Here is a 17,971-nt window from a genome sequence, read left to right on the forward strand (position 1 = left end):
CCACTACCGTACGGCGGCGGCCTGTCGCCATGTGTGGCAATACGGTAATTGACCTCTCCAGGGGGCGGCTCCGGCGCACCCGGCTCTTTCCGTGGACGGGATCAGTCCTCGTGACCGAGTTGCAGATCCCGCTCCGTACGGCCACCACCGGCCACTTGCAGCACGGTGGCCACCGGCGGATAGCCGGCCGCGATGACGGTGTACTCGCCGGAGGACAGGTCGATGAACCGGAACGTTCCGTCGGCGCCGGTGGTGAGCGTGTCCACCACGTTGCCGGCCGCGTCCAGGAGCGTCACGCGGGCGTCCTCGACGGGCCGTCCGCCACCGGCCCGGACGGTGCCGCGCAGCACGGCGCCACCCGCGAGTTCGACGTCCTGGCGGGTCTCGCGGGCGGCCTGCACGCTGACGGGCAGCGCGGCCGGACGGAACGCGGGCGCGCTGGCGGCGAGGGTGTACTCGCCCGCCACCAGCTCCGTGATGGCATAGCCCCCTTCGCGGCCGCTGCGGGTGGTGGCCACCACCTCCCCGTGCACGTTGGTGAGCGTGACGCTGGCGTCACGCACGGGGGTGCCGTCCGCGGTCAGCACGCTCCCGGCGAGGCGTCCCGCACCGCCGAGGACGACGTCCAGCTCCACGGGACGCTCGCCGACCGTCACCGAGACGGCCTGCGGCTGGTGGCCACCGGCCGCGGCGATGAGGACGTACGAGCCCGAGCCGGGCGTGGACAGCGCGTACCGCCCGTCCTCGCCGCTGGCGCCCCGCCCGATCTGCTGTCCGGCCACGTCGATGAGGGTGAGCGCGGCGCGCGGCACGACGGTCCCGTCGGAGTGTTGGACGGTGCCACAGACGGGGATCCCGGCGGCGTACGACACGCGGGCCTGGGGGATCTGCGTGAGGTGTGCGGACTCGGCTTCGGCGGTGGGGGCGTTGTGGGACACCAGAGGTTTCTCCTTGAGGAAGAAGGCGATGAACAGGCCCAGGACGAGCACCGGCACGAGGTAGAGGAAGATTCTCGGCATGGCGTCCGCGTAGGCCCCGATGTAGTCGTCGCGCAGGGCGGCCGGGAGCGCGTGGACGAGCTGCGGGGTGAGGGCCTCGGGGTCCGGAAGACCGGTGCCCGCCTGCGCCGGCAGGCGATCGGCGAGCTCCTCCGAGAGCCGGTGGGCGAACAGGGTGCCGAAGATCGCGGCGCCGACGCTGCCGCCGATCTGCCGGAAGTAGTTGTTGGCGCTGGTCGCGGCGCCGAGGTCGGCCGGGCGTACCGAGTTCTGCACGGCGAGGATCAGGACCGGCATCACCATGCCGATACCGGTGCCGAGGACGGCCATCCAGATGCTGTAGTGCAGCCGGGGCGTGTCGACTTCGAGACGGGAGAGCAGCCACATGCCGACGGCCGAGAGGGCGCTGCCGAGGACCGGGTAGACCTTGTAGCGGCCGGTGCGAGTGATGAGCTGCCCGCAGACGACCGAGGCTCCGACGATGCCGCCCATCATCGGGAGCATCAGCAGTCCGGACTCGGTGGCGCTGGCACCGTCGACCATCTGGAGGAAGGTCGGCAGATAGCTGGCGGCGCCGAAGAGGGCGATTCCGATCACCAGGCCCACCAGGCCGGTGATGTTGAAGACGCCGTCCCTGAACAGCCGCAAGGGGATGAGGGGTTCGACGGCGAAGTGTTCCACGACGAAGAAGAGGACGGTCGCGGCGAGCGCGCCCGCGCCGAGTCCCAGGATCACCCGCGAGTCCCACGCGTACTCGGTGCCGCCCCAACTGGTCAGCAGGACCAGGCAGGTCGAGGCGGCGGCGAGCAGCAGCACACCGAGCACGTCGACGCGGCCCCTGGCGGGGGGCTTGGGCAGCTTCAGTACGACGGTGACGACGGCCAGGGTGAGCAGACCGAAGGGCACGTTGATGTAGAAGCACCACCTCCAGGAGAGGTGGTCGGTGAAGTAGCCGCCCAGGAGGGGGCCCGCGACCGAGGCGAGGCCGAACGCGGCGCCGATCAGGCCCATGAAGCGGCCGCGTTCGCGCGGCGGCACGATGTCCGCGATGATCGCCTGCACACCGATCATGAGGCCGCCCGCGCCGACGCCCTGGAGCGCGCGGAAGGCGATCAGCTGGTCCATCGTGCGCGAGCGGCCGGCGAGCACCGAGCCGATCACGAAGACGACGATCGCGAACTGGAAGACGCCCTTGCGGCCGAAGAGGTCGCCGAGCTTGCCGTAGACCGGGAGCCCGATGGTGGACGTGAGCAAATAGGCGGTGATCGCCCAGGACATCTTGTCCAGGCCGTGGAGCTCACCGACGATCTTCGGGAGCGCGGTGGCCACGATCATCTGCTCCAGGGCGGCGAGCAGCAGCGCGAGCATGAGCCCGAAGAAGACCAACCGCACCTGTCGCGGGCTCAGTCGGGCGGACTCGGCCGCCGCCGGAGCGGAGTACTGCGGGGGCGCGGCAGCCGGTTCGTCCTGCACCAGAGTGATCCCGCCCACTACCGCTCCCCTCGTCGCGCTCACTTCGTCGCGCCCGCTGCACAATTCCCGCTTATCGCGACAACTGCGAGCAAGCGCGACGAGTTACGGCGTAACGCCGCGCCGCGAGGAGATCCACTCGAAACGGTGAGGGTGACAACACGCCCTGGAGAGTTGCCTCTTGGGCCAGGAGTTCGACCAGGGCCTGTCCGGCGGAACAGGTCGCAGGAAAGCAACGGAGCCTGATCAGCGCCGGTGAGCGGGGCCTGGTGCGTCCAACTGCAAGGCGGAGGAGGGCGTCGACGCGATGGGGGTCCCCCCGCTCGAGCGAAGCCGAGAGCTTGGGGGCGGGCGTACCAGGCCCCCCGTCTGCGGCATGATCCGCCGGACAGGCCCCAAGGCGCCCGTTGGGCTACTTCTGCGTCTCGGTGGCGAGCTTGTCGAGCACCAGGTCGTAGATCCGGCCAAGGCCCTTGGGCGCGAAGGTCTTCTCGAAGAACCCGCCGATGCCGCCCGCGCCGTTCCAGACGCTGCTGACGACGACGCGCGACTTGCCCTCGCCGGCCGGGGTGACCCGCCAGGTGGTGACCATGGAGGAGTTGCGGTCCTTCTCGACGAGCTCGCCGTCGGTGGGCTCGCTCACCTCGAGCAGGCAGTCCCGGACGCGCTTGCTGGTGGCCTGGAGCTTCCAGTGGACGAGGGTGCCCTCGCCGTCGCCGCCCTCGCGCACCTCGTACTCGCTGAAGTGCTCGGGCAGCAGCTTCGCGCGCGTGCCGCTGTAGTCGGCCAGGGCGTCGAACACCGCCTCCGCGTCCGCCGCGATGACCCGCTCCGTCGTCGCCTCGACCTGCGCCATGGCACTTCCTCCAGCACTTGATTTCTCGGGGTTCACGGAAAGCCAACCACCACGCGGCCCGCCGCCCAAATCGGGGTCCCGAAGGGGCGCGAAATACAGGGTCGCACGATCAAGGGAACATGTGTTCTATTCTATGGTCCGTGCTACCGAGGAGACGTCATGCGCTGGGAGAACCTCACAGTGGACCCCGCCGGGGCCCGCGCCCGGGACGCCGCGCTGTTCGGCGCGGACGCGGTGACCACCCGTACCTTCGACACCCCGGAGTTCCGTGGCATCACGTTCCACGAGATCCGGGCCCGCTCGATCGTGAACCGGGTGCCGGGGGCTTCACGCATGCCCTTCGAGTGGACCGTGAACCCCTATCGGGGCTGCACGCACGCGTGCGTGTACTGCTTCGCACGCAAGACGCACAGCTATCTGGACCTCGACACGGGAATCGACTTCGACTCCCAGATCGTGGTGAAGGTCAACGCCCCGGACCTGTTGCGCCGACAGCTCGGCTCGCGCCGCTGGCACGGCGAGCACATCGCGATGGGCACCAACGTCGACTGTTATCAGCGGGCCGAGGGCCGCTACCGGTTGATGCCCGGCATCATCGCGGCCCTGCGCGACCACGCGAACCCCTTCTCGATCCTGACGAAGGGCACGCTGATCCTGCGCGACCTCGACCTCCTCGAGCAGGCCTCCCAGGTCACCGACGTCGGGATCTCCGTCTCCGTGGGCTTCACCGACCTCGAGCTGTGGCGCACCGTCGAGCCGGGCACACCGGCCCCGGAACGCCGCCTGGACGTCGTACGCACCCTGACGGACCACGGCATCGACTGCGGGGTCCTGATGGCCCCCGTGATCCCCTTCCTGGGTGATCACCCGTCGCAACTGCGCGCCACCGTCAGCGCGATCGCGGCCTCGGGGGCCACCTCCGTGACCCCGCTGGTGCTGCATCTGCGGCCCGGCGCCCGCGAGTGGTTCATGGCCTGGCTGGAGCGCCACCACCCGTATCTCGTGCGCCGTTACGAGCGGTTGTACGCGGAGGGCGCGTACGCCCCGAAGTGGTACCAGCGCCGGATCACCCGTCAGGTCCACGAGCTGGCTCAGGAGTACGGCATCGGCCCCACGCGCGCGGGGATGCCCCGCAGGATCACCGCCCCCGAGCCCGCCGCGCCGGAGCCGACCGCTGCCGAGCCGACCCAGCTCACGCTGCTCTGACGGCATCCGAGCGCATCCCACGACCCAATCGGGTCAAGTCTTTCCACAACGAGTTATTCCGGGCCTCCATTCCGGGACGATGCCGCGAAGGCCGTGGCCTGCACGGCTCAGAATCCTCCGTCCTGGGAGGCCTTATGACGAAACGCGCAGCTGCTCTGTGCGGGGCTGCCGCCGTGGTGGCCGGGATGATCACGTCGATCCCCGCCGACGCGAGCGCCGGCTCCGCGACCGCACCGCGCACCACCCAGACCGCGAAGCTCAGCTGGAAGAAGTGCGGCACCAGCAACTACCCGACGCTCCAATGCGCGTCCCTGAAGGTGCCACTCGACCACTCCGACCCGCTCAGCGAGCGCATCACACTCGCCCTGTCGCGCGTCCCGCACACCGCGGAGACGTACCAGGGGCCGCTGTTGGTGAACCCGGGCGGTCCCGGCGGCAGCGGGCTCAAGATGGCCGGATTCGTCGCGTCCTCGCTGCCGAAGAAGGTCGCGGCGCAGTACGACGTCATCGGCTTCGACCCGCGCGGTGTCGGCGCGAGCAAGCCCGCCCTGGACTGCAAGCCCAAGCACTTCGGCCCGGTGCGCGTGGACTCCGTGCCCAGCACACCGGCCATGGAGAAGGCCAACCTCGACCGCGCCGAGTCCTTCGCCAAGGCCTGCGGCAAGAAGTACGCGAACCTGTTGCCGTACATCGACACGGTGAGCGCGGTCCACGACCTCGACTCGATCCGAAGCGCTCTCGGCGCCCAGAAGATCAACTACTTCGGGTACTCGTACGGCACCTACCTGGGCGCCGTGTACGGAAAGCTCTACCCGGAGCGGGTACGGCGCCTGGTGCTCGACTCCGTCGTCGACCCCGACGGTGTGTGGTACGACGACAACCTCGGCCAGAACTACGCCTTCAACGACCGCCACCTGGCCTTCATGGCGTGGGTCGCCCAGCACGACGCGACCTACAAGCTCGGCAAGGACCCGGCCGAGGTCGAGGCCAAGTGGTACGCGATGCGGACGGCGCTGGCCAAGAAACCCGCACAGAAGAAGGTGGGCGCCTCCGAGCTGGAGGACACCTTCCTCCCGGGCGGCTACTACAACGGCTACTGGCCCACCCTCGCCGAGGCGTTCGCGGCCTATGCGAACAACAAGAAGGAGGAGCCGCTCGTCGAGGCCTACGGCACCTTCGGCGCCATCGACGCCGCGGGCGACAACGGCTACAGCGTCTACGCCGCGGTGCAGTGTCGTGACGCGTCCTGGCCGCGCGACTGGAACCAGTGGCGCAAGGACACCTGGGCGGTGCACGACAAGGCGCCGTTCATGGCCTGGAGCAACGCCTGGTACAACGCGCCGTGCGCGTTCTGGCCGACGGATTCGGTGCGGCCGGTGGACGTCTCCAACGACGCCCTGCCGCCCAGCCTGCTCTTCCAGGCCACGAACGACGCGGCCACTCCCTACGAGGGTGGCGTGACGGTTCACCGCGAACTGCGCGGCTCCAGCCTGGTGGTCGAGCAGGGCGGCGGGAACCACGGCATCACATTGAGCGGAAACACCTGCCTGGACAAGCATCTGGAGGCGTATCTGGCCGACGGCAAGGTGCCGCGCGGCGGTGGTGAGGTCGACGCGGTATGCAAGAAGCTGCCCGACCCCAAGCCGCTGAGCACGAGGGCGGCGTCCCCCACGTCGCAAGGTTCGACGCTGCACGAGCTGCTCGGCTTCCACGGCTGAGCACGTCCACGGCGGCCCGTCGGGGGCGTTGTCGGACCCATGGTCCACCATGGACGCATGAGTGAGCCGACCCGCGTTCCCCTCCCCGACGGGCCCGACCGCGTTCACCCAGGCGCTGTCATGGACGACCGCACCCGCATCCGTGAAATGACCCTCGCCGACTGCGACCGCGTGGCCGAGATCCGCATCCGCGGCTGGCAGACCGCGTACCAGGGGCTGATACCCCAGCCCTACCTCGACGCGCTCAGCGTGGAGCAGGACGCGGCCCGGCGGCGCATGCTGTTCACGCCCCGTGGCGCGGTCGTGAACCTGGTCGCGGAGCGGGCCGGCGAAGTGGTCGGCTGGGCCTGTCACGGCCCGTACCGCGACGGCGAAGTCCACACCGAGGACGCCGAGTTGTACGCCATCTACGTCCATCCCGACCGGGTGGGGGACGGGGTGGGGCGCGCGCTGCTGCGGGAGTCGGTCGGCCGCTGCGGCGACGCCGGGCACGAGCGGATGCTGCTGTGGGTGCTCAGGGAGAACGCGGGGGCACGGCGGTTCTACGAGCAGGCCGGGTTCGGCCCCGACGGCGCGGAGGAGCCGTTCGCCGTGGACGGTGTCGCGGTGCCCGAGGTGCGGTACGTCCGCGCGCTCACCAACTCCGGGACGCGCCGGTAGCAGGGGAACATCTTTCCGGTTCCGACCGCTCCCTTCCGGACACCACGGACTACGCTCGAAGCACCCCGCCGCGCCCCGCCCGGAGCAGGTCCGGCCGTCTGCAGTGCGACGAGGCGGTGAGCCCGGTCGACGAGGCGCTGCGGGAGGCGACCCGTCGGCCGCCCGCCGCGGTCCTGACGGGCACAACTTCAGCCCCGGCCGGGGACAACCGGTCCGTTCGGCGTTCGAGGACGAGGCCGTCCAGGCCGAAGCGGGGGCTTGAGGCGGGGCCCCAGGGATTCGTCTGCCGGGTGAGAGACGGCATCGAGGCGCCCGGTTGCCGAAGGCGGCTCACCCGGCGGGCCCACCCCCGCTCACCGGGACGGCGACGTCACTCCTTGGGCAGCCGCGCCAGCGCCCGCACCGCCGCCTCGGCGAGCGCCGGATGCGCGAGCGCCTCGTTCAGGACGGGTCTCGCCCGCATGTCAGCCATCGCGCCCAGCCCCTCCACACAGGCGAGCGCGACTCTGCGGTACGGATCCTGCGGGCGCAGCCTGCGTCGCAGCGTGGTGATCAGCGCGGGTACGGCTTCGGGAGCGCGCAGCTCGACCAGGAGCCGTACCGGATGGAGCGCGTAGGCGACGCGCAGTTCGTTGGTGGCGAGCGCGGCCGCCGCGCGGGCCGTGCGCGGATCGCCGAGCCGGGCGAGTGCGTACGCGGCGGATGCGCAGCGCTGCGGGTCACGGTGGTTCAGGAGCAGGACGAGCGCTTCGAAAGCCCGTACATCCCCGGCGACTCCGAGCCGAAAGGCGACCAACTCCCTTGCCCACAGCGGCTGTCCGGGCTCGGTCAGCGCGGCCGCCGCCACGTCGAGGTCCTCGGTCGCCAGGAGGCGGTCGTACGTCGCCGAGGCTCCCGCCTCGTTTCGTAGACGCTCCGTGAGTGATCGCAACTCCTCGTCCATGACACCGAGCCTAGAGGCGCCTCCCGGAGCACGGGGACCTACATCACAAACTCGGGGGCTGGCGCGCTCGTTACTCGCGGGTTAAGCTCAGACGAGCGAGTTACCCACTCGTGTCTTACTCGCGGTGGCCTGGTGACGCAGCCACCGAGAGAGCAGTCGGTTCGGTACCTCAGTACGACGTGGCTCCGGGACAGGGCCGGTCGGCTTCACCCTTCACCGGGCGTGTGCGCTCGTCAGCCCGGCAAACACCCGCACCTTCCGCACTTCGTGCGCTCATCTCGGCGTACCCGCGTGCGCTCCTCAGTCGTCACCCTCATTTCTGGAGTCCCTCGATGGCCACTCCCCTGTCCGACACCCGTCTGTCCCCGCTCAAGACCATTGCCGTCGTCGGCCTCGGCACGATGGGCACCGGCATCGCCGAGGTCCTCGCCCGGGCCGGCCTCGAAGTCGTCGGCATCGACATCAGCGAGGCCGCGGCCACCCGGGCCGTCACGGCGATGGAAGCCTGCACCGCCCGCGCCGTGCAGCGCGGGCGCCTCACCGAGCAGGAGCGCGACGACGTCCTCTCCCGCTTCCGCACCTCCACCGACCTGGCTGCCGCGGCCGACGCCGACCTGGTCATCGAGGTGACCCCGGAGTCGTACGACATCAAGCAGCAGGTCTTCCGGGCGCTCGACGGCATTGTCCGCCCGGACACCATCCTCGCCACCGGCACCAACGCCCTCTCCGTCACGCGCCTGGCCGCCGACTCGGCCCGCCCCGAGCGTGTCCTGGGCCTGCACTTCTTCAACCCGGCGCCCGCGATGAAGCTGGTCGAGGTGGTCTCCTCGGTGCTGACCGCGCCCACGGCCGTCTCGGCGGTCACCAACCTCGCGCTCGACCTCGGCAAGGAGCCCGTCGCGGTCGGCGACCGCCCCGGCTTCGTCGCCGACGGGCTGCTGTTCGGCTACCTCAACCAGGCCGCAGCCATGTACGAGGCCAAGTACGCCTCCCGCGAGGACATCGACGCCGCGATGAAGCTCGGCTGCGGACTGCCCATGGGCCCGCTCGCCCTGCTCGACCTGATCGGCATCGACACGGCGCGTACGGTCCTGGAGGCCATGTACACCGAGTCCCGCGACCGGCTGCACGCGCCCGCACCCATCCTCAAGCAGCTCAGCGAGGCGGGCCTGACCGGCCGCAAGTCGGGGCGCGGCTTCTACTCGTACGAGGCTCCCGGCAGCGCGACCGTCGTGCGGGACGCGCTGACGCCGCTGACCGGCGGCCCCGAAACGCCTGGCCGCACAGTGCGCTCCGTCGGTGTCGCCGGCTCCGGAACCATGGCGTCCGGCATCGCCGAGGTCTTCGCGAAGGCCGGGTACGAGGTCGTCCTGGCCGCCCGCAGCGAGGAAAAGGCGCAGGCCGCCAAGGCCCGGATCGGCAAGTCGCTCGCACGCTCGGTCGACAAGGGCCGGATGACCGCGGAGGCCGCCGCAAGCACCCTGGACCTGATCACCCCGGCGGGCTCGTACGACGCCTTCTCCGAGGTCGATCTCGCCCTGGAGGCGGTCGCCGAGGACCTGGAGGTCAAGCAGCAGCTGTTCGCGGTGCTCGACAAGGTGTGCAAGCCCGGCGCGATCCTCGCCACCACCACCTCCTCGCTGCCCGTCGTCGCCTGCGCCCGCGCCACCTCGCGCCCGCAGGACGTGATCGGCATGCACTTCTTCAACCCGGCCCCGGCGATGAAGCTCGTCGAGGTCGTGCGGACCGTCCTGACCGCGGACGACGTGCACGGCACGGTCCGCGAGGTCTGCGCGAAGATCCGCAAGCACCCGGTGGACTGCGGTGACCGTGCCGGTTTCATCGTGAACGCGCTGCTCTTCCCGTACCTGAACAACGCGATCAAGATGGTGCAGGAGCACTACGCGACGCTCGACGACATCGACGCCGCGATGAAGCTGGGCGGCGGGTACCCGATGGGGCCCTTCGAACTCCTTGACGTGGTCGGCCTGGACGTCTCGCTGGCCATCGAGAAGGTGCTGCACCGCGAGTTCCGCGACCCCGGTCTCGCCCCGGCGCCGCTCCTGGAGCACTTGGTGGCCGCGGGCTGCCTCGGCCGCAAGACGGGCCGCGGCTTCCGCGAATATGCCCGCCGCTGAGCGTCCCGGCGACTGGTTCGGTGACAGCGCCGACTGGGGCGGACTGCTCGACCCGGCCGGATACCCCCCGCCCCTGGAGGGCGGGGGGTTCCCCGGCCATGCGCGTTCTCCTGCGCACATGCAGTACGTTCGGGTCATGTCCCAGCCCGCCAAGTCCTCACGTACACCAGCTACGCCCGACGCGCCGGAAAGTGCCGCAGGCAGTCGCGCCGCCGCCCAACGGCTCAAGATGCGCCGTGAATTGGCGGCCGCGGCCATGGAGCTGTTCGCGACCAAGGGGTACGAGGCGACCACCGTCGACGAGATCGCGGCCCGGGCCGGGGTGGCTCGCCGCACGTTCTTCCGCCACTTCCGTTCGAAGGAAGAGGCGATCTTCCCCGACCATGACGACACCTTGATCCGCGCCGAGGCCGTCCTCAACGCGGCACCGGCGCACGAGCACCCGCTCGACACGGTGTGCCGCGGCATCAAGGAAGTCATGAAGATGTACGCGGCGCAGCCGGAAATCTCCGTCTCGCGCTACAAGCTGACCCGCGAGGTGCCGACGCTGCGCGAGGCCGAGATCGCCTCCGTGGCCCGTTACGAGCGGCTGTTCACCCGTTATCTCCTGGGCCACTTCGACGAGCACGCGCACGACGACGACGCGAACGACGATCCGCTGCTCGCGGAGGTCGCGGCGTCCGCCGTGGTCACCGCGCACAACCATGTCCTACGGCGCTGGTTGCGGGCCGGGGGGCAGGGTGACGTCGAGTCCCAGCTCGACCACGCCTTCTCGATCGTCCGGAAGACCTTCGGGACCGGGATCGGGGCCGGGCGGGAGGCGGCGCCTCGGACGGCGCCGGCTTCCTCGTTCACGGAGGGGGAGGTCCTGGTGACCCTGGCCCGGGTCGATGCCCCGCTGGACCAGGTCATGCGAACCATCGAACAGGCGCTCAGGGAACGGTCGTAGCGCCGTCCGTCACAGAACCGCGGCTCCGCCGCGTGTCCCCCATCGCCGGACGGCCTGAAATGTCCCGCCCGTCCGAGGAGTGAACCACCTTCGACCGTGCGCCGACCCGTGCGACGGCCCGGAGCCCAGCTGAACCTCACCCTCGGACGCACGAGCCCCGGCCGCCCCGCCGCCGACGCAAAACGGCTCTGCGCGCCGATGATGAGGCGGGGCTCTTTGCGCCGACGGAGGGGCCGCGAAGAGCCCTTCATGTCGCCGACAGGAGCCGGAGGCTCTGCGCGCCGACATCGGGGCGTGGGGGCTCTTCGCGCCGCGGCAGGAGCGGGCCCGGCGTGCCTCGCAGACGTCCTCCGACCGCCCCGTCGCCCCCCCGGGCCCTCGTAGTGCCCCCCTCAGCCCTCCCCGTGCCCCCTCCGGCGACCCATCCCGTGGCCCTTTCGGCTCTCCCTCCAGGCCCCTCCAGCCGCTCTCCGGCCCCCGCCATCCCTCCTCTGAGCAGGCCATTTTGATCGATCAAACGGTTGTTTGATCGATCATCGCTCACGTGTTACGTAAAGATTTCACCTGAGCGCAGCTTTTGGCACTCCGTGCCTTGTCAGGTGACACGGCGTGCCATACGTTGATGTTGTCCGGGCGGCCGGCGTGCAGAGACCTTTCGTACGTCGGCTGTCCCCGCAAGCCACTGGCGAGCGCGCCCGGACGCCTGCGTCACAGGCAACCTCCTGCGCCACAAAGCGCTGCCACAGCACCACACCTTCGCCGAACCGACGGCACACCCCTCATCCCCACAGCAGCAGCACCGACGTAACCCTCAGCGTTCCCCTCAGGACGCTTATCGCCGGAGGCACCACCGTGAAGGAAATCCTGGACGCGATTCAGTCGCGGACCGCCACGTCCGCCGACTTCGCCGCTCTGCCGCTCCCCGAGTCGTACCGCGCGATCACCGTGCGCAAGGACGAGACGGAGATGTTCGCCGGTCTCGCCACCCGCGACAAGGACCCCCGCAAGTCGATCCACCTGGACGACGTGCCGGTGCCGGAGCTCGGACCGGGCGAGGCCCTGGTGGCCGTCATGGCCTCCTCCGTCAACTACAACTCGGTGTGGACCTCGATCTTCGAGCCGCTGCCGACCTTCGGCTTCCTGGAGCGCTACGGCAAGCTCAGCGAGCTCACCAAGCGGCACGACCTGCCGTACCACATCATCGGCTCCGACCTGGCGGGCGTCGTCCTGCGCACCGGCCCCGGCGTGAACGCCTGGAAGCCCGGTGACGAGGTCGTCGCGCACTGCCTGTCCGTCGAGCTGGAGTCGTCCGACGGCCACAACGACACGATGCTCGACCCCGAGCAGCGCATCTGGGGCTTCGAGACCAACTTCGGCGGGCTCGCGGAGATCGCGCTCGTCAAGTCCAACCAGCTGATGCCGAAGCCCGGCCACCTGTCGTGGGAGGAGGCCGCCGCCCCGGGCCTGGTGAACTCCACCGCGTACCGCCAACTGGTCTCGCGCAACGGCGCCGGCATGAAGCAGGGCGACAACGTGCTGATCTGGGGCGCGAGCGGCGGTCTCGGCTCGTACGCCACGCAGTTCGCGCTCGCCGGTGGCGCCAACCCCATCTGTGTCGTCAGCAGCGACCAGAAGGCGGACATCTGCCGAAAGATGGGCGCCGAGGCGATCATCGACCGCAACGCCGAGGGCTACCAGTTCTGGAAGGACGAGCACCACCAGGACCCGAAGGAGTGGAAGCGCTTCGGGAAGCGGATCCGTGAGCTGACCGGGGGCGAGGATGTGGACATCGTCTTCGAGCACCCGGGGCGCGAGACCTTCGGCGCCTCCGTGTACGTCACCCGAAAGGGCGGCACGATCGTCACCTGCGCCTCGACCTCGGGCTACAACCACGAGTACGACAACCGCTACCTGTGGATGTCGCTGAAGCGCATCATCGGCTCGCACTTCGCGAACTACCGCGAGGCCTGGGAGGCCAACCGGCTCGTCGCCAAGGGCAAGATCCACCCGACGCTCTCCAAGGTGTACTCCCTGGAGGAGACCGGGCAGGCCGCGTACGACGTGCACCGCAACCTCCATCAGGGCAAGGTCGGAGTCCTGGCGCTCGCCCCCCGTGAGGGCCTGGGCGTGCGCGACGAGGAGAAGCGCGCGCAGCACATCGACGCCATCAACCGCTTCCGGAACGTCTGAGGTCCCCCAGATGACAGAGCGCCAGAAAGACCGGCCGTGGTTGATGCGCACGTACGCCGGTCACTCCACCGCCGAGGCGTCCAACGAGCTGTACCGGCGCAACCTGGCCAAGGGCCAGACCGGTCTGTCGGTCGCGTTCGACCTGCCGACGCAGACCGGCTACGACCCCGACCACATCCTCGCCCGCGGCGAGGTCGGCCGGGTCGGGGTTCCGGTCTCGCACCTCGGTGACATGCGCCGGCTGTTCCAGGACATCCCCCTGGAGCAGATGAACACCTCGATGACCATCAACGCCACCGCCATGTGGCTGCTGGCGCTCTATCAGGTCGTCGCCGAGGAGCAGGGTGCGGACATCACCCAGCTCCAGGGGACGACGCAGAACGACATCGTGAAGGAGTACCTGTCGCGGGGGACGCATGTCTTCCCGCCGGGACCGTCGCTGCGCCTGACGACGGACATGATCACCTACACGGTCTCCCACATGCCCAAGTGGAACCCGATCAACATCTGCTCGTACCACCTCCAGGAGGCGGGGGCGACCCCGGTCCAGGAGATCGCGTACGCCATGTCCACGGCCATCGCGGTGCTGGACGCCGTCCGTGACTCCGGGCAGGTGCCGGCCGAGAAGTTCGGCGACGTCGTCGCCCGTATCTCCTTCTTCGTGAACGCGGGCGTCCGCTTCATCGAGGAGATGTGCAAGATGCGGGCGTTCGGCCGTATCTGGGACGAGATCACGCGCGAGCGGTACGGCATCCAGGACCCCAAGCAGCGGCGCTTCCGGTACGGCGTCCAGGTCAACTCCCTCGGTCTGACCGAGGCACAGCCGGAGAACAACGTCCAGCGGATCGTCCTGGAGATGCTGGCCGTGACGCTCTCGAAGGACGCACGCGCGCGTGCCGTGCAACTGCCCGCCTGGAACGAGGCGCTGGGCCTGCCCCGCCCCTGGGACCAGCAGTGGTCGCTGCGCATCCAGCAGGTGCTGGCGCACGAGAGCGATCTGCTGGAGTACGAGGACATCTTCGAGGGCTCGCACGTCATCGAGGCCAAGGTCTCGGCTCTCGTCGAGGAGTCGCTGGCCGAGATCGACCGGATCGAGGAGATGGGCGGGGCGATGGCCGCCGTCGAGTCGGGCTATCTGAAGTCGCAGCTCGTCTCCTCGCACGCCGAGCGCCGGGCCCGGATCGAGGGCGGCACCGAGAAGATCGTCGGCGTCAACATCTTCGAGTCGACCGAGCCGAACCCGCTCACCGCCGACCTGGACGCGGCGATCCAGACGGTCGACCCGGCGGTCGAGGCCCGTGTCGTCGCCGCGCTCCAGCACTGGCGCGACACGCGTTACCAGCCGCCGTTCAACCACCCGCGCCCGTGCAAGGCGCTGAAGCGGCTGATGGAGGCGGCCAAGGGCACCGGCAACCTCATGGAGGCCACCCTGGAGTGCGCCCGCGCCGGAGTCACGACCGGCGAGTGGTCCGGGGCCCTGCGCGAGGTGTTCGGCGAGTTCCGGGCCCCGACCGGTGTCTCGTCCGCGCCCGTCGCGGTCACCGCCGAGGAGGGCACCGCGCTGGCGCTGGTACGCCGCAAGGTCGAGGAGACCGCCCGCGACCTCGGCGTCGGCAAACTCCGTTTCCTGGTGGGCAAGCCGGGTCTGGACGGCCACTCCAACGGCGCCGAGCAGATCGCCGTGCGGGCCCGCGACGCCGGGTTCGAGGTGGTCTACCAGGGCATCCGGCTCACGCCCGAGCAGATCGTGGACGCCGCCGTCGCCGAGGATGTGCACGGCGTCGGGCTGTCCATCCTGTCCGGCTCGCACGCGCAGTTGGTGCCGGACGTGCTGGAACGGCTGCGCGAGGCCGGCGCCGCCGACATCCCGGTGATCGCGGGCGGCATCATCCCGAACGCCGACGCCGAACAGCTGCGGGCCGCGGGAGTGGCCGCGGTCTTCACCCCGAAGGACTTCGACATCACCGGAATCATCGGTCGTATCGTCGACGAGATCCGGAAAGCGAACAAGCTCGACCCCCTGGAGGTCCCCGCATGACCACGCCCGTCAACCGCCTTCGTCCGCGGCGTTCCTGCCTGGCCGTACCCGGCTCGAATCCCCGCTTCCTGGAGAAGGCCCAGGGCCTCCCCGCGGACCAGGTCTTCCTCGACCTGGAGGACGCCTGCGCCCCGCTGGCCAAGCCCGACGCACGGCACACCATCGTGAAGTTCCTCAACGAGGGCGACTGGACCGGCAAGACGCGGGTCGTGCGCGTCAACGACTGGACGACGCACTGGACGTACCGGGATGTCGTCACCGTCGTCGAGGGGGCGGGCCAGAACCTCGACTGCATCATGCTGCCGAAGGTCCAGGACGCCCAGCAGATCGTCGCCCTCGACCTGCTGCTGACCCAGATCGAGAAGACGATGGGCTTCGAGGTCGGCAAGATCGGCATCGAGGCGCAGATCGAGAACGCGAAGGGGCTGGTGAACGTCGACGAGATCGCCGCTGCCTCACCGCGTGTAGAGACCATCATCTTCGGCCCGGCCGACTTCATGGCATCGATCAACATGAAGTCGCTGGTGGTCGGCGAGCAGCCCCCGGGCTACCCGGCGGACGCGTACCACTACATCCTCATGCGCATCCTGATGGCCGCCCGTACGCACGACCTCCAGGCGATCGACGGCCCCTACCTCCAGATCCGCAACCAGGAGGGCTACCGCGAGGTCGCACAGCGCGCCGCCGCCCTCGGTTTCGACGGCAAGTGGGTGCTGCACCCGGACCAGGTCGCCGCGGCCAACGAGATCTTCTCGCCCTCCCAGGAGGACTTCGACCACGCCGAGCTGATCCTGGACGCGTACGAGTACTGCACGTCCGAGGCGGGCGGCAAGAAGGGCTCCGCGATGCTCGGCGACGAGATGATCGACGAGGCCAGCCGCAAGATGGCCCTCGTCATCTCGGGCAAGGGCCGGGCCGCCGGCATGCAGCGCACCAGCAAGTTCGAAGCCCCGGAGGCCTGAGCAGCATGCAGTTCGGACGCACGTACGAGGAGTTCGAGGTCGGCGCGGTCTACAAGCACTGGCCCGGAAAAACGGTCACGGAGTACGACGACCACCTCTTCTGTCTCCTGACGATGAACCACCACCCGCTCCACATGGACGCCAACTACGCCGAGAACACGACGGACTTCGGCAAGAACGTCGTGGTCGGGAACTACATCTACTCGCTCCTGCTCGGCATGTCGGTCCCGGACGTATCGGGCAAGGCGATCGCCAACCTGGAGATCGAGTCGCTGAAGCACGTGGCGCCGACCTTCCACGGCGACACGATCTACGGCGAGACGACGGTCCTCGACAAGACGCCCTCGAAGTCGAAGAACGACCGTGGAATCGTCTACGTGGAGACCAAGGGGTACAAGCAGGACGGCACGCTGGTCTGTGTCTTCCGCCGCAAGGTGATGGTCCCCACCGAGACGTACATCAAGGAGCGCGGCGGCGAGCAGCCCGGCCGCCCCCAGCTCAAGGAGCAGGAGAAGTAGCCATGGCGCGACTCGCCCAGACCGCCGGTCTCACCGACGTCCAGCAGGAGATCCTCTCCACTGTCCGCGACTTCGTGGACAAGGAGATCATCCCGGTCGCCACCGAGCTGGAGCACCGCGACGAATACCCGCAGCAGATCGTCGACGGCCTCAAGGAGTTGGGCCTCTTCGGCCTGATGATTCCCGAGGAGTACGGCGGCCTGGGCGAGTCCCTCCTGACGTACGCGCTGTGTGTGGAGGAGATCGCCCGCGGCTGGATGTCCGTCTCCGGGATCATCAACACGCACTTCATCGTGGCGTACATGCTCAAGCAGCACGGCACGCAGGAGCAGAAGGACCACTTCCTGCCCCGGATGGCGCTGGGCGAGGTGCGGGGCGCGTTCTCGATGTCGGAGCCGGGCCTCGGCTCGGATGTGTCCGCGATCACGTCGAAGGCGGTCAAGGACGGCGACGAGTACGTCCTGAACGGCCAGAAGATGTGGCTGACGAACGGCGGTACGTCGACCCTGGTGGCCGTGCTCGTGCGGAGTGACGAAGGACACTCCCCTGAGGAGGCAGCCGCCAAGCCCCACAAGTCGATGACGACCTTCCTGGTCGAGAAGGAGCCCGGCTTCGGCGAGGTCCGTCCCGGCCTCACCATCCCCGGGAAGATCGACAAGATGGGCTACAAGGGTGTCGACACCACCGAGCTCATCATGGACGGACTGCGCGTTCCGGCCAATCGGGTACTCGGCGGCACCACCGGCCGAGGGTTTTACCAAATGATGGACGGAGTGGAGGTCGGCCGTGTGAACGTGGCGGCCCGTGGCTGCGGTGTCGCTCAGCGCGCCTTTGAGCTGGGCGTCTCCTATGCCCAGCAGCGTCACACCTTCGGCAAGCCGATCGCCCAGCACCAGGCCATCCAGTTCAAGCTCGCGGAGATGGCTACCAAGGTCGAAGCCGCCCATGCCATGATGGTGAACGCTGCACGCAAAAAGGACTCCGGGGAACGAAACGACCTCGAGGCAGGGATGGCGAAGTACCTCGCCTCCGAATACTGCAAGGAAGTGGTCGAGGACGCTTTTCGGATCCACGGCGGCTACGGCTTCTCCAAGGAGTACGAGATCGAGCGCCTCTACCGCGAGGCACCGATGCTGCTGATCGGTGAAGGGACCGCCGAAATCCAGAAAATGATCATCGGGCGCCGACTGCTCGAAGAGTACCGACTCCAGGGTTAGATGTTCCGGTTCGGGGTGTTTTCTCCGAGAAGAAGATCACACCCCGTAGGCTCTCTTCGGCCGCCGACTCGGCTTCCTGGCTTGCCCAGTTGTGGCCCCCGACCGGTA

The 17,971-nt window shown here is 69.1% G+C and carries 13 protein-coding genes; 10 read left to right on the forward strand and 3 right to left on the reverse strand.

Annotated elements, in window-relative coordinates; translation table 11 throughout:
- Window positions 1-101: 101 nt before the first annotated feature.
- Complete coding sequence (locus tag ACX28W_RS31735) at window positions 102-2,489, reverse strand: MFS transporter (RefSeq protein WP_459003314.1); 2,388 nt, start codon at window positions 2,487-2,489, stop codon at window positions 102-104.
- Window positions 2,490-2,880: 391 nt separating this feature from the next.
- Window positions 2,881-3,324: an SRPBCC family protein gene (locus tag ACX28W_RS31740; RefSeq protein WP_459003316.1), complete on the reverse strand. Its 444-nt coding sequence runs from the start codon at window positions 3,322-3,324 to the stop codon at window positions 2,881-2,883.
- Window positions 3,325-3,483: 159 nt separating this feature from the next.
- Here ACX28W_RS31740 and ACX28W_RS31745 point away from each other — a divergent pair, with 159 nt between their 5' ends.
- The 3 genes from ACX28W_RS31745 to ACX28W_RS31755 all read left to right on the forward strand — a co-directional run bounded on the left by ACX28W_RS31745 (window position 3,484) and on the right by ACX28W_RS31755 (window position 6,908).
- Entirely contained in the window at window positions 3,484-4,530 is a 1,047-nt protein-coding gene (locus ACX28W_RS31745) for an Rv2578c family radical SAM protein (protein ID WP_459003318.1), read from the forward strand.
- A gap of 134 nt (window positions 4,531-4,664) precedes the next feature.
- Window positions 4,665-6,248, forward strand: a complete 1,584-nt coding sequence (locus tag ACX28W_RS31750; RefSeq protein WP_459003319.1) for an alpha/beta hydrolase — start codon at window positions 4,665-4,667, stop codon at window positions 6,246-6,248.
- Window positions 6,249-6,368: 120 nt separating this feature from the next.
- A complete protein-coding gene (locus ACX28W_RS31755; RefSeq protein WP_459003350.1) occupies window positions 6,369-6,908 on the forward strand; it encodes a GNAT family N-acetyltransferase in 540 nt (179 codons plus the stop codon).
- 370 nt (window positions 6,909-7,278) lie between these two features.
- Here the strand turns inward: ACX28W_RS31755 and ACX28W_RS31760 are convergent, their stop codons facing one another.
- Window positions 7,279-7,851, reverse strand: a complete 573-nt coding sequence (locus tag ACX28W_RS31760; protein ID WP_459003320.1) for an adenylosuccinate lyase — start codon at window positions 7,849-7,851, stop codon at window positions 7,279-7,281.
- Between the two features lie 332 nt (window positions 7,852-8,183).
- Between ACX28W_RS31760 and ACX28W_RS31765 the strand changes: the two genes are divergently transcribed.
- From ACX28W_RS31765 to ACX28W_RS31795, 7 genes are all read left to right on the forward strand, one after another.
- Window positions 8,184-9,989, forward strand: coding sequence for a 3-hydroxyacyl-CoA dehydrogenase family protein (locus ACX28W_RS31765; RefSeq protein WP_459003322.1), 1,806 nt, complete (start codon window positions 8,184-8,186; stop codon window positions 9,987-9,989).
- Window positions 9,990-10,125: 136 nt separating this feature from the next.
- Window positions 10,126-10,938: a TetR family transcriptional regulator gene (locus ACX28W_RS31770; protein ID WP_459003323.1), complete on the forward strand. Its 813-nt coding sequence runs from the start codon at window positions 10,126-10,128 to the stop codon at window positions 10,936-10,938.
- Window positions 10,939-11,790: 852 nt separating this feature from the next.
- On the forward strand, window positions 11,791-13,128 hold the full coding sequence (gene ccrA, locus ACX28W_RS31775; RefSeq protein WP_459003325.1) for a crotonyl-CoA carboxylase/reductase: 1,338 nt from the start codon (window positions 11,791-11,793) through the stop codon (window positions 13,126-13,128).
- A gap of 10 nt (window positions 13,129-13,138) precedes the next feature.
- The gene (locus ACX28W_RS31780; RefSeq protein WP_459003326.1) at window positions 13,139-15,166 is read left to right on the forward strand and encodes a protein meaA; all 2,028 of its coding nucleotides are present in this window, start codon (window positions 13,139-13,141) and stop codon (window positions 15,164-15,166) included.
- The gene (locus ACX28W_RS31785) at window positions 15,163-16,128 is read left to right on the forward strand and encodes an HpcH/HpaI aldolase/citrate lyase family protein (RefSeq protein ID WP_362074411.1); all 966 of its coding nucleotides are present in this window, start codon (window positions 15,163-15,165) and stop codon (window positions 16,126-16,128) included. Before ACX28W_RS31780 ends, ACX28W_RS31785 begins: the two co-directional genes overlap by 4 nt.
- A 5-nt stretch (window positions 16,129-16,133) precedes the next feature.
- Window positions 16,134-16,646: a MaoC family dehydratase gene (locus ACX28W_RS31790; protein ID WP_019071295.1), complete on the forward strand. Its 513-nt coding sequence runs from the start codon at window positions 16,134-16,136 to the stop codon at window positions 16,644-16,646.
- A gap of 2 nt (window positions 16,647-16,648) precedes the next feature.
- Window positions 16,649-17,863 (forward strand): acyl-CoA dehydrogenase family protein, encoded by a 1,215-nt coding sequence (locus tag ACX28W_RS31795; RefSeq protein ID WP_362074415.1) that lies wholly within the window; start codon window positions 16,649-16,651, stop codon window positions 17,861-17,863.
- Window positions 17,864-17,971: the final 108 nt, after the last annotated feature.

The sequence above is a fragment of the Streptomyces sp. SD15 genome, assembly GCF_054462255.1.

Coding starts and splice junctions, on each gene's coding strand:
- ACX28W_RS31740 (WP_459003316.1), bottom strand. CDS start 3,324: ATGGCGCAGGTCGAGGCGACGACGGAGCGGGTCATCGCGGCGGACGCG.
- ACX28W_RS31745 (WP_459003318.1), top strand. CDS start 3,484: ATGCGCTGGGAGAACCTCACAGTGGACCCCGCCGGGGCCCGCGCCCGG.
- ACX28W_RS31750 (WP_459003319.1), top strand. CDS start 4,665: ATGACGAAACGCGCAGCTGCTCTGTGCGGGGCTGCCGCCGTGGTGGCC.
- ACX28W_RS31755 (WP_459003350.1), top strand. CDS start 6,369: ATGGACGACCGCACCCGCATCCGTGAAATGACCCTCGCCGACTGCGAC.
- ACX28W_RS31760 (WP_459003320.1), bottom strand. CDS start 7,851: ATGGACGAGGAGTTGCGATCACTCACGGAGCGTCTACGAAACGAGGCG.
- ACX28W_RS31765 (WP_459003322.1), top strand. CDS start 8,184: ATGGCCACTCCCCTGTCCGACACCCGTCTGTCCCCGCTCAAGACCATT.
- ACX28W_RS31770 (WP_459003323.1), top strand. CDS start 10,126: ATGTCCCAGCCCGCCAAGTCCTCACGTACACCAGCTACGCCCGACGCG.
- ACX28W_RS31780 (WP_459003326.1), top strand. CDS start 13,139: ATGACAGAGCGCCAGAAAGACCGGCCGTGGTTGATGCGCACGTACGCC.
- ACX28W_RS31785 (WP_362074411.1), top strand. CDS start 15,163: ATGACCACGCCCGTCAACCGCCTTCGTCCGCGGCGTTCCTGCCTGGCC.
- ACX28W_RS31790 (WP_019071295.1), top strand. CDS start 16,134: ATGCAGTTCGGACGCACGTACGAGGAGTTCGAGGTCGGCGCGGTCTAC.
- ACX28W_RS31795 (WP_362074415.1), top strand. CDS start 16,649: ATGGCGCGACTCGCCCAGACCGCCGGTCTCACCGACGTCCAGCAGGAG.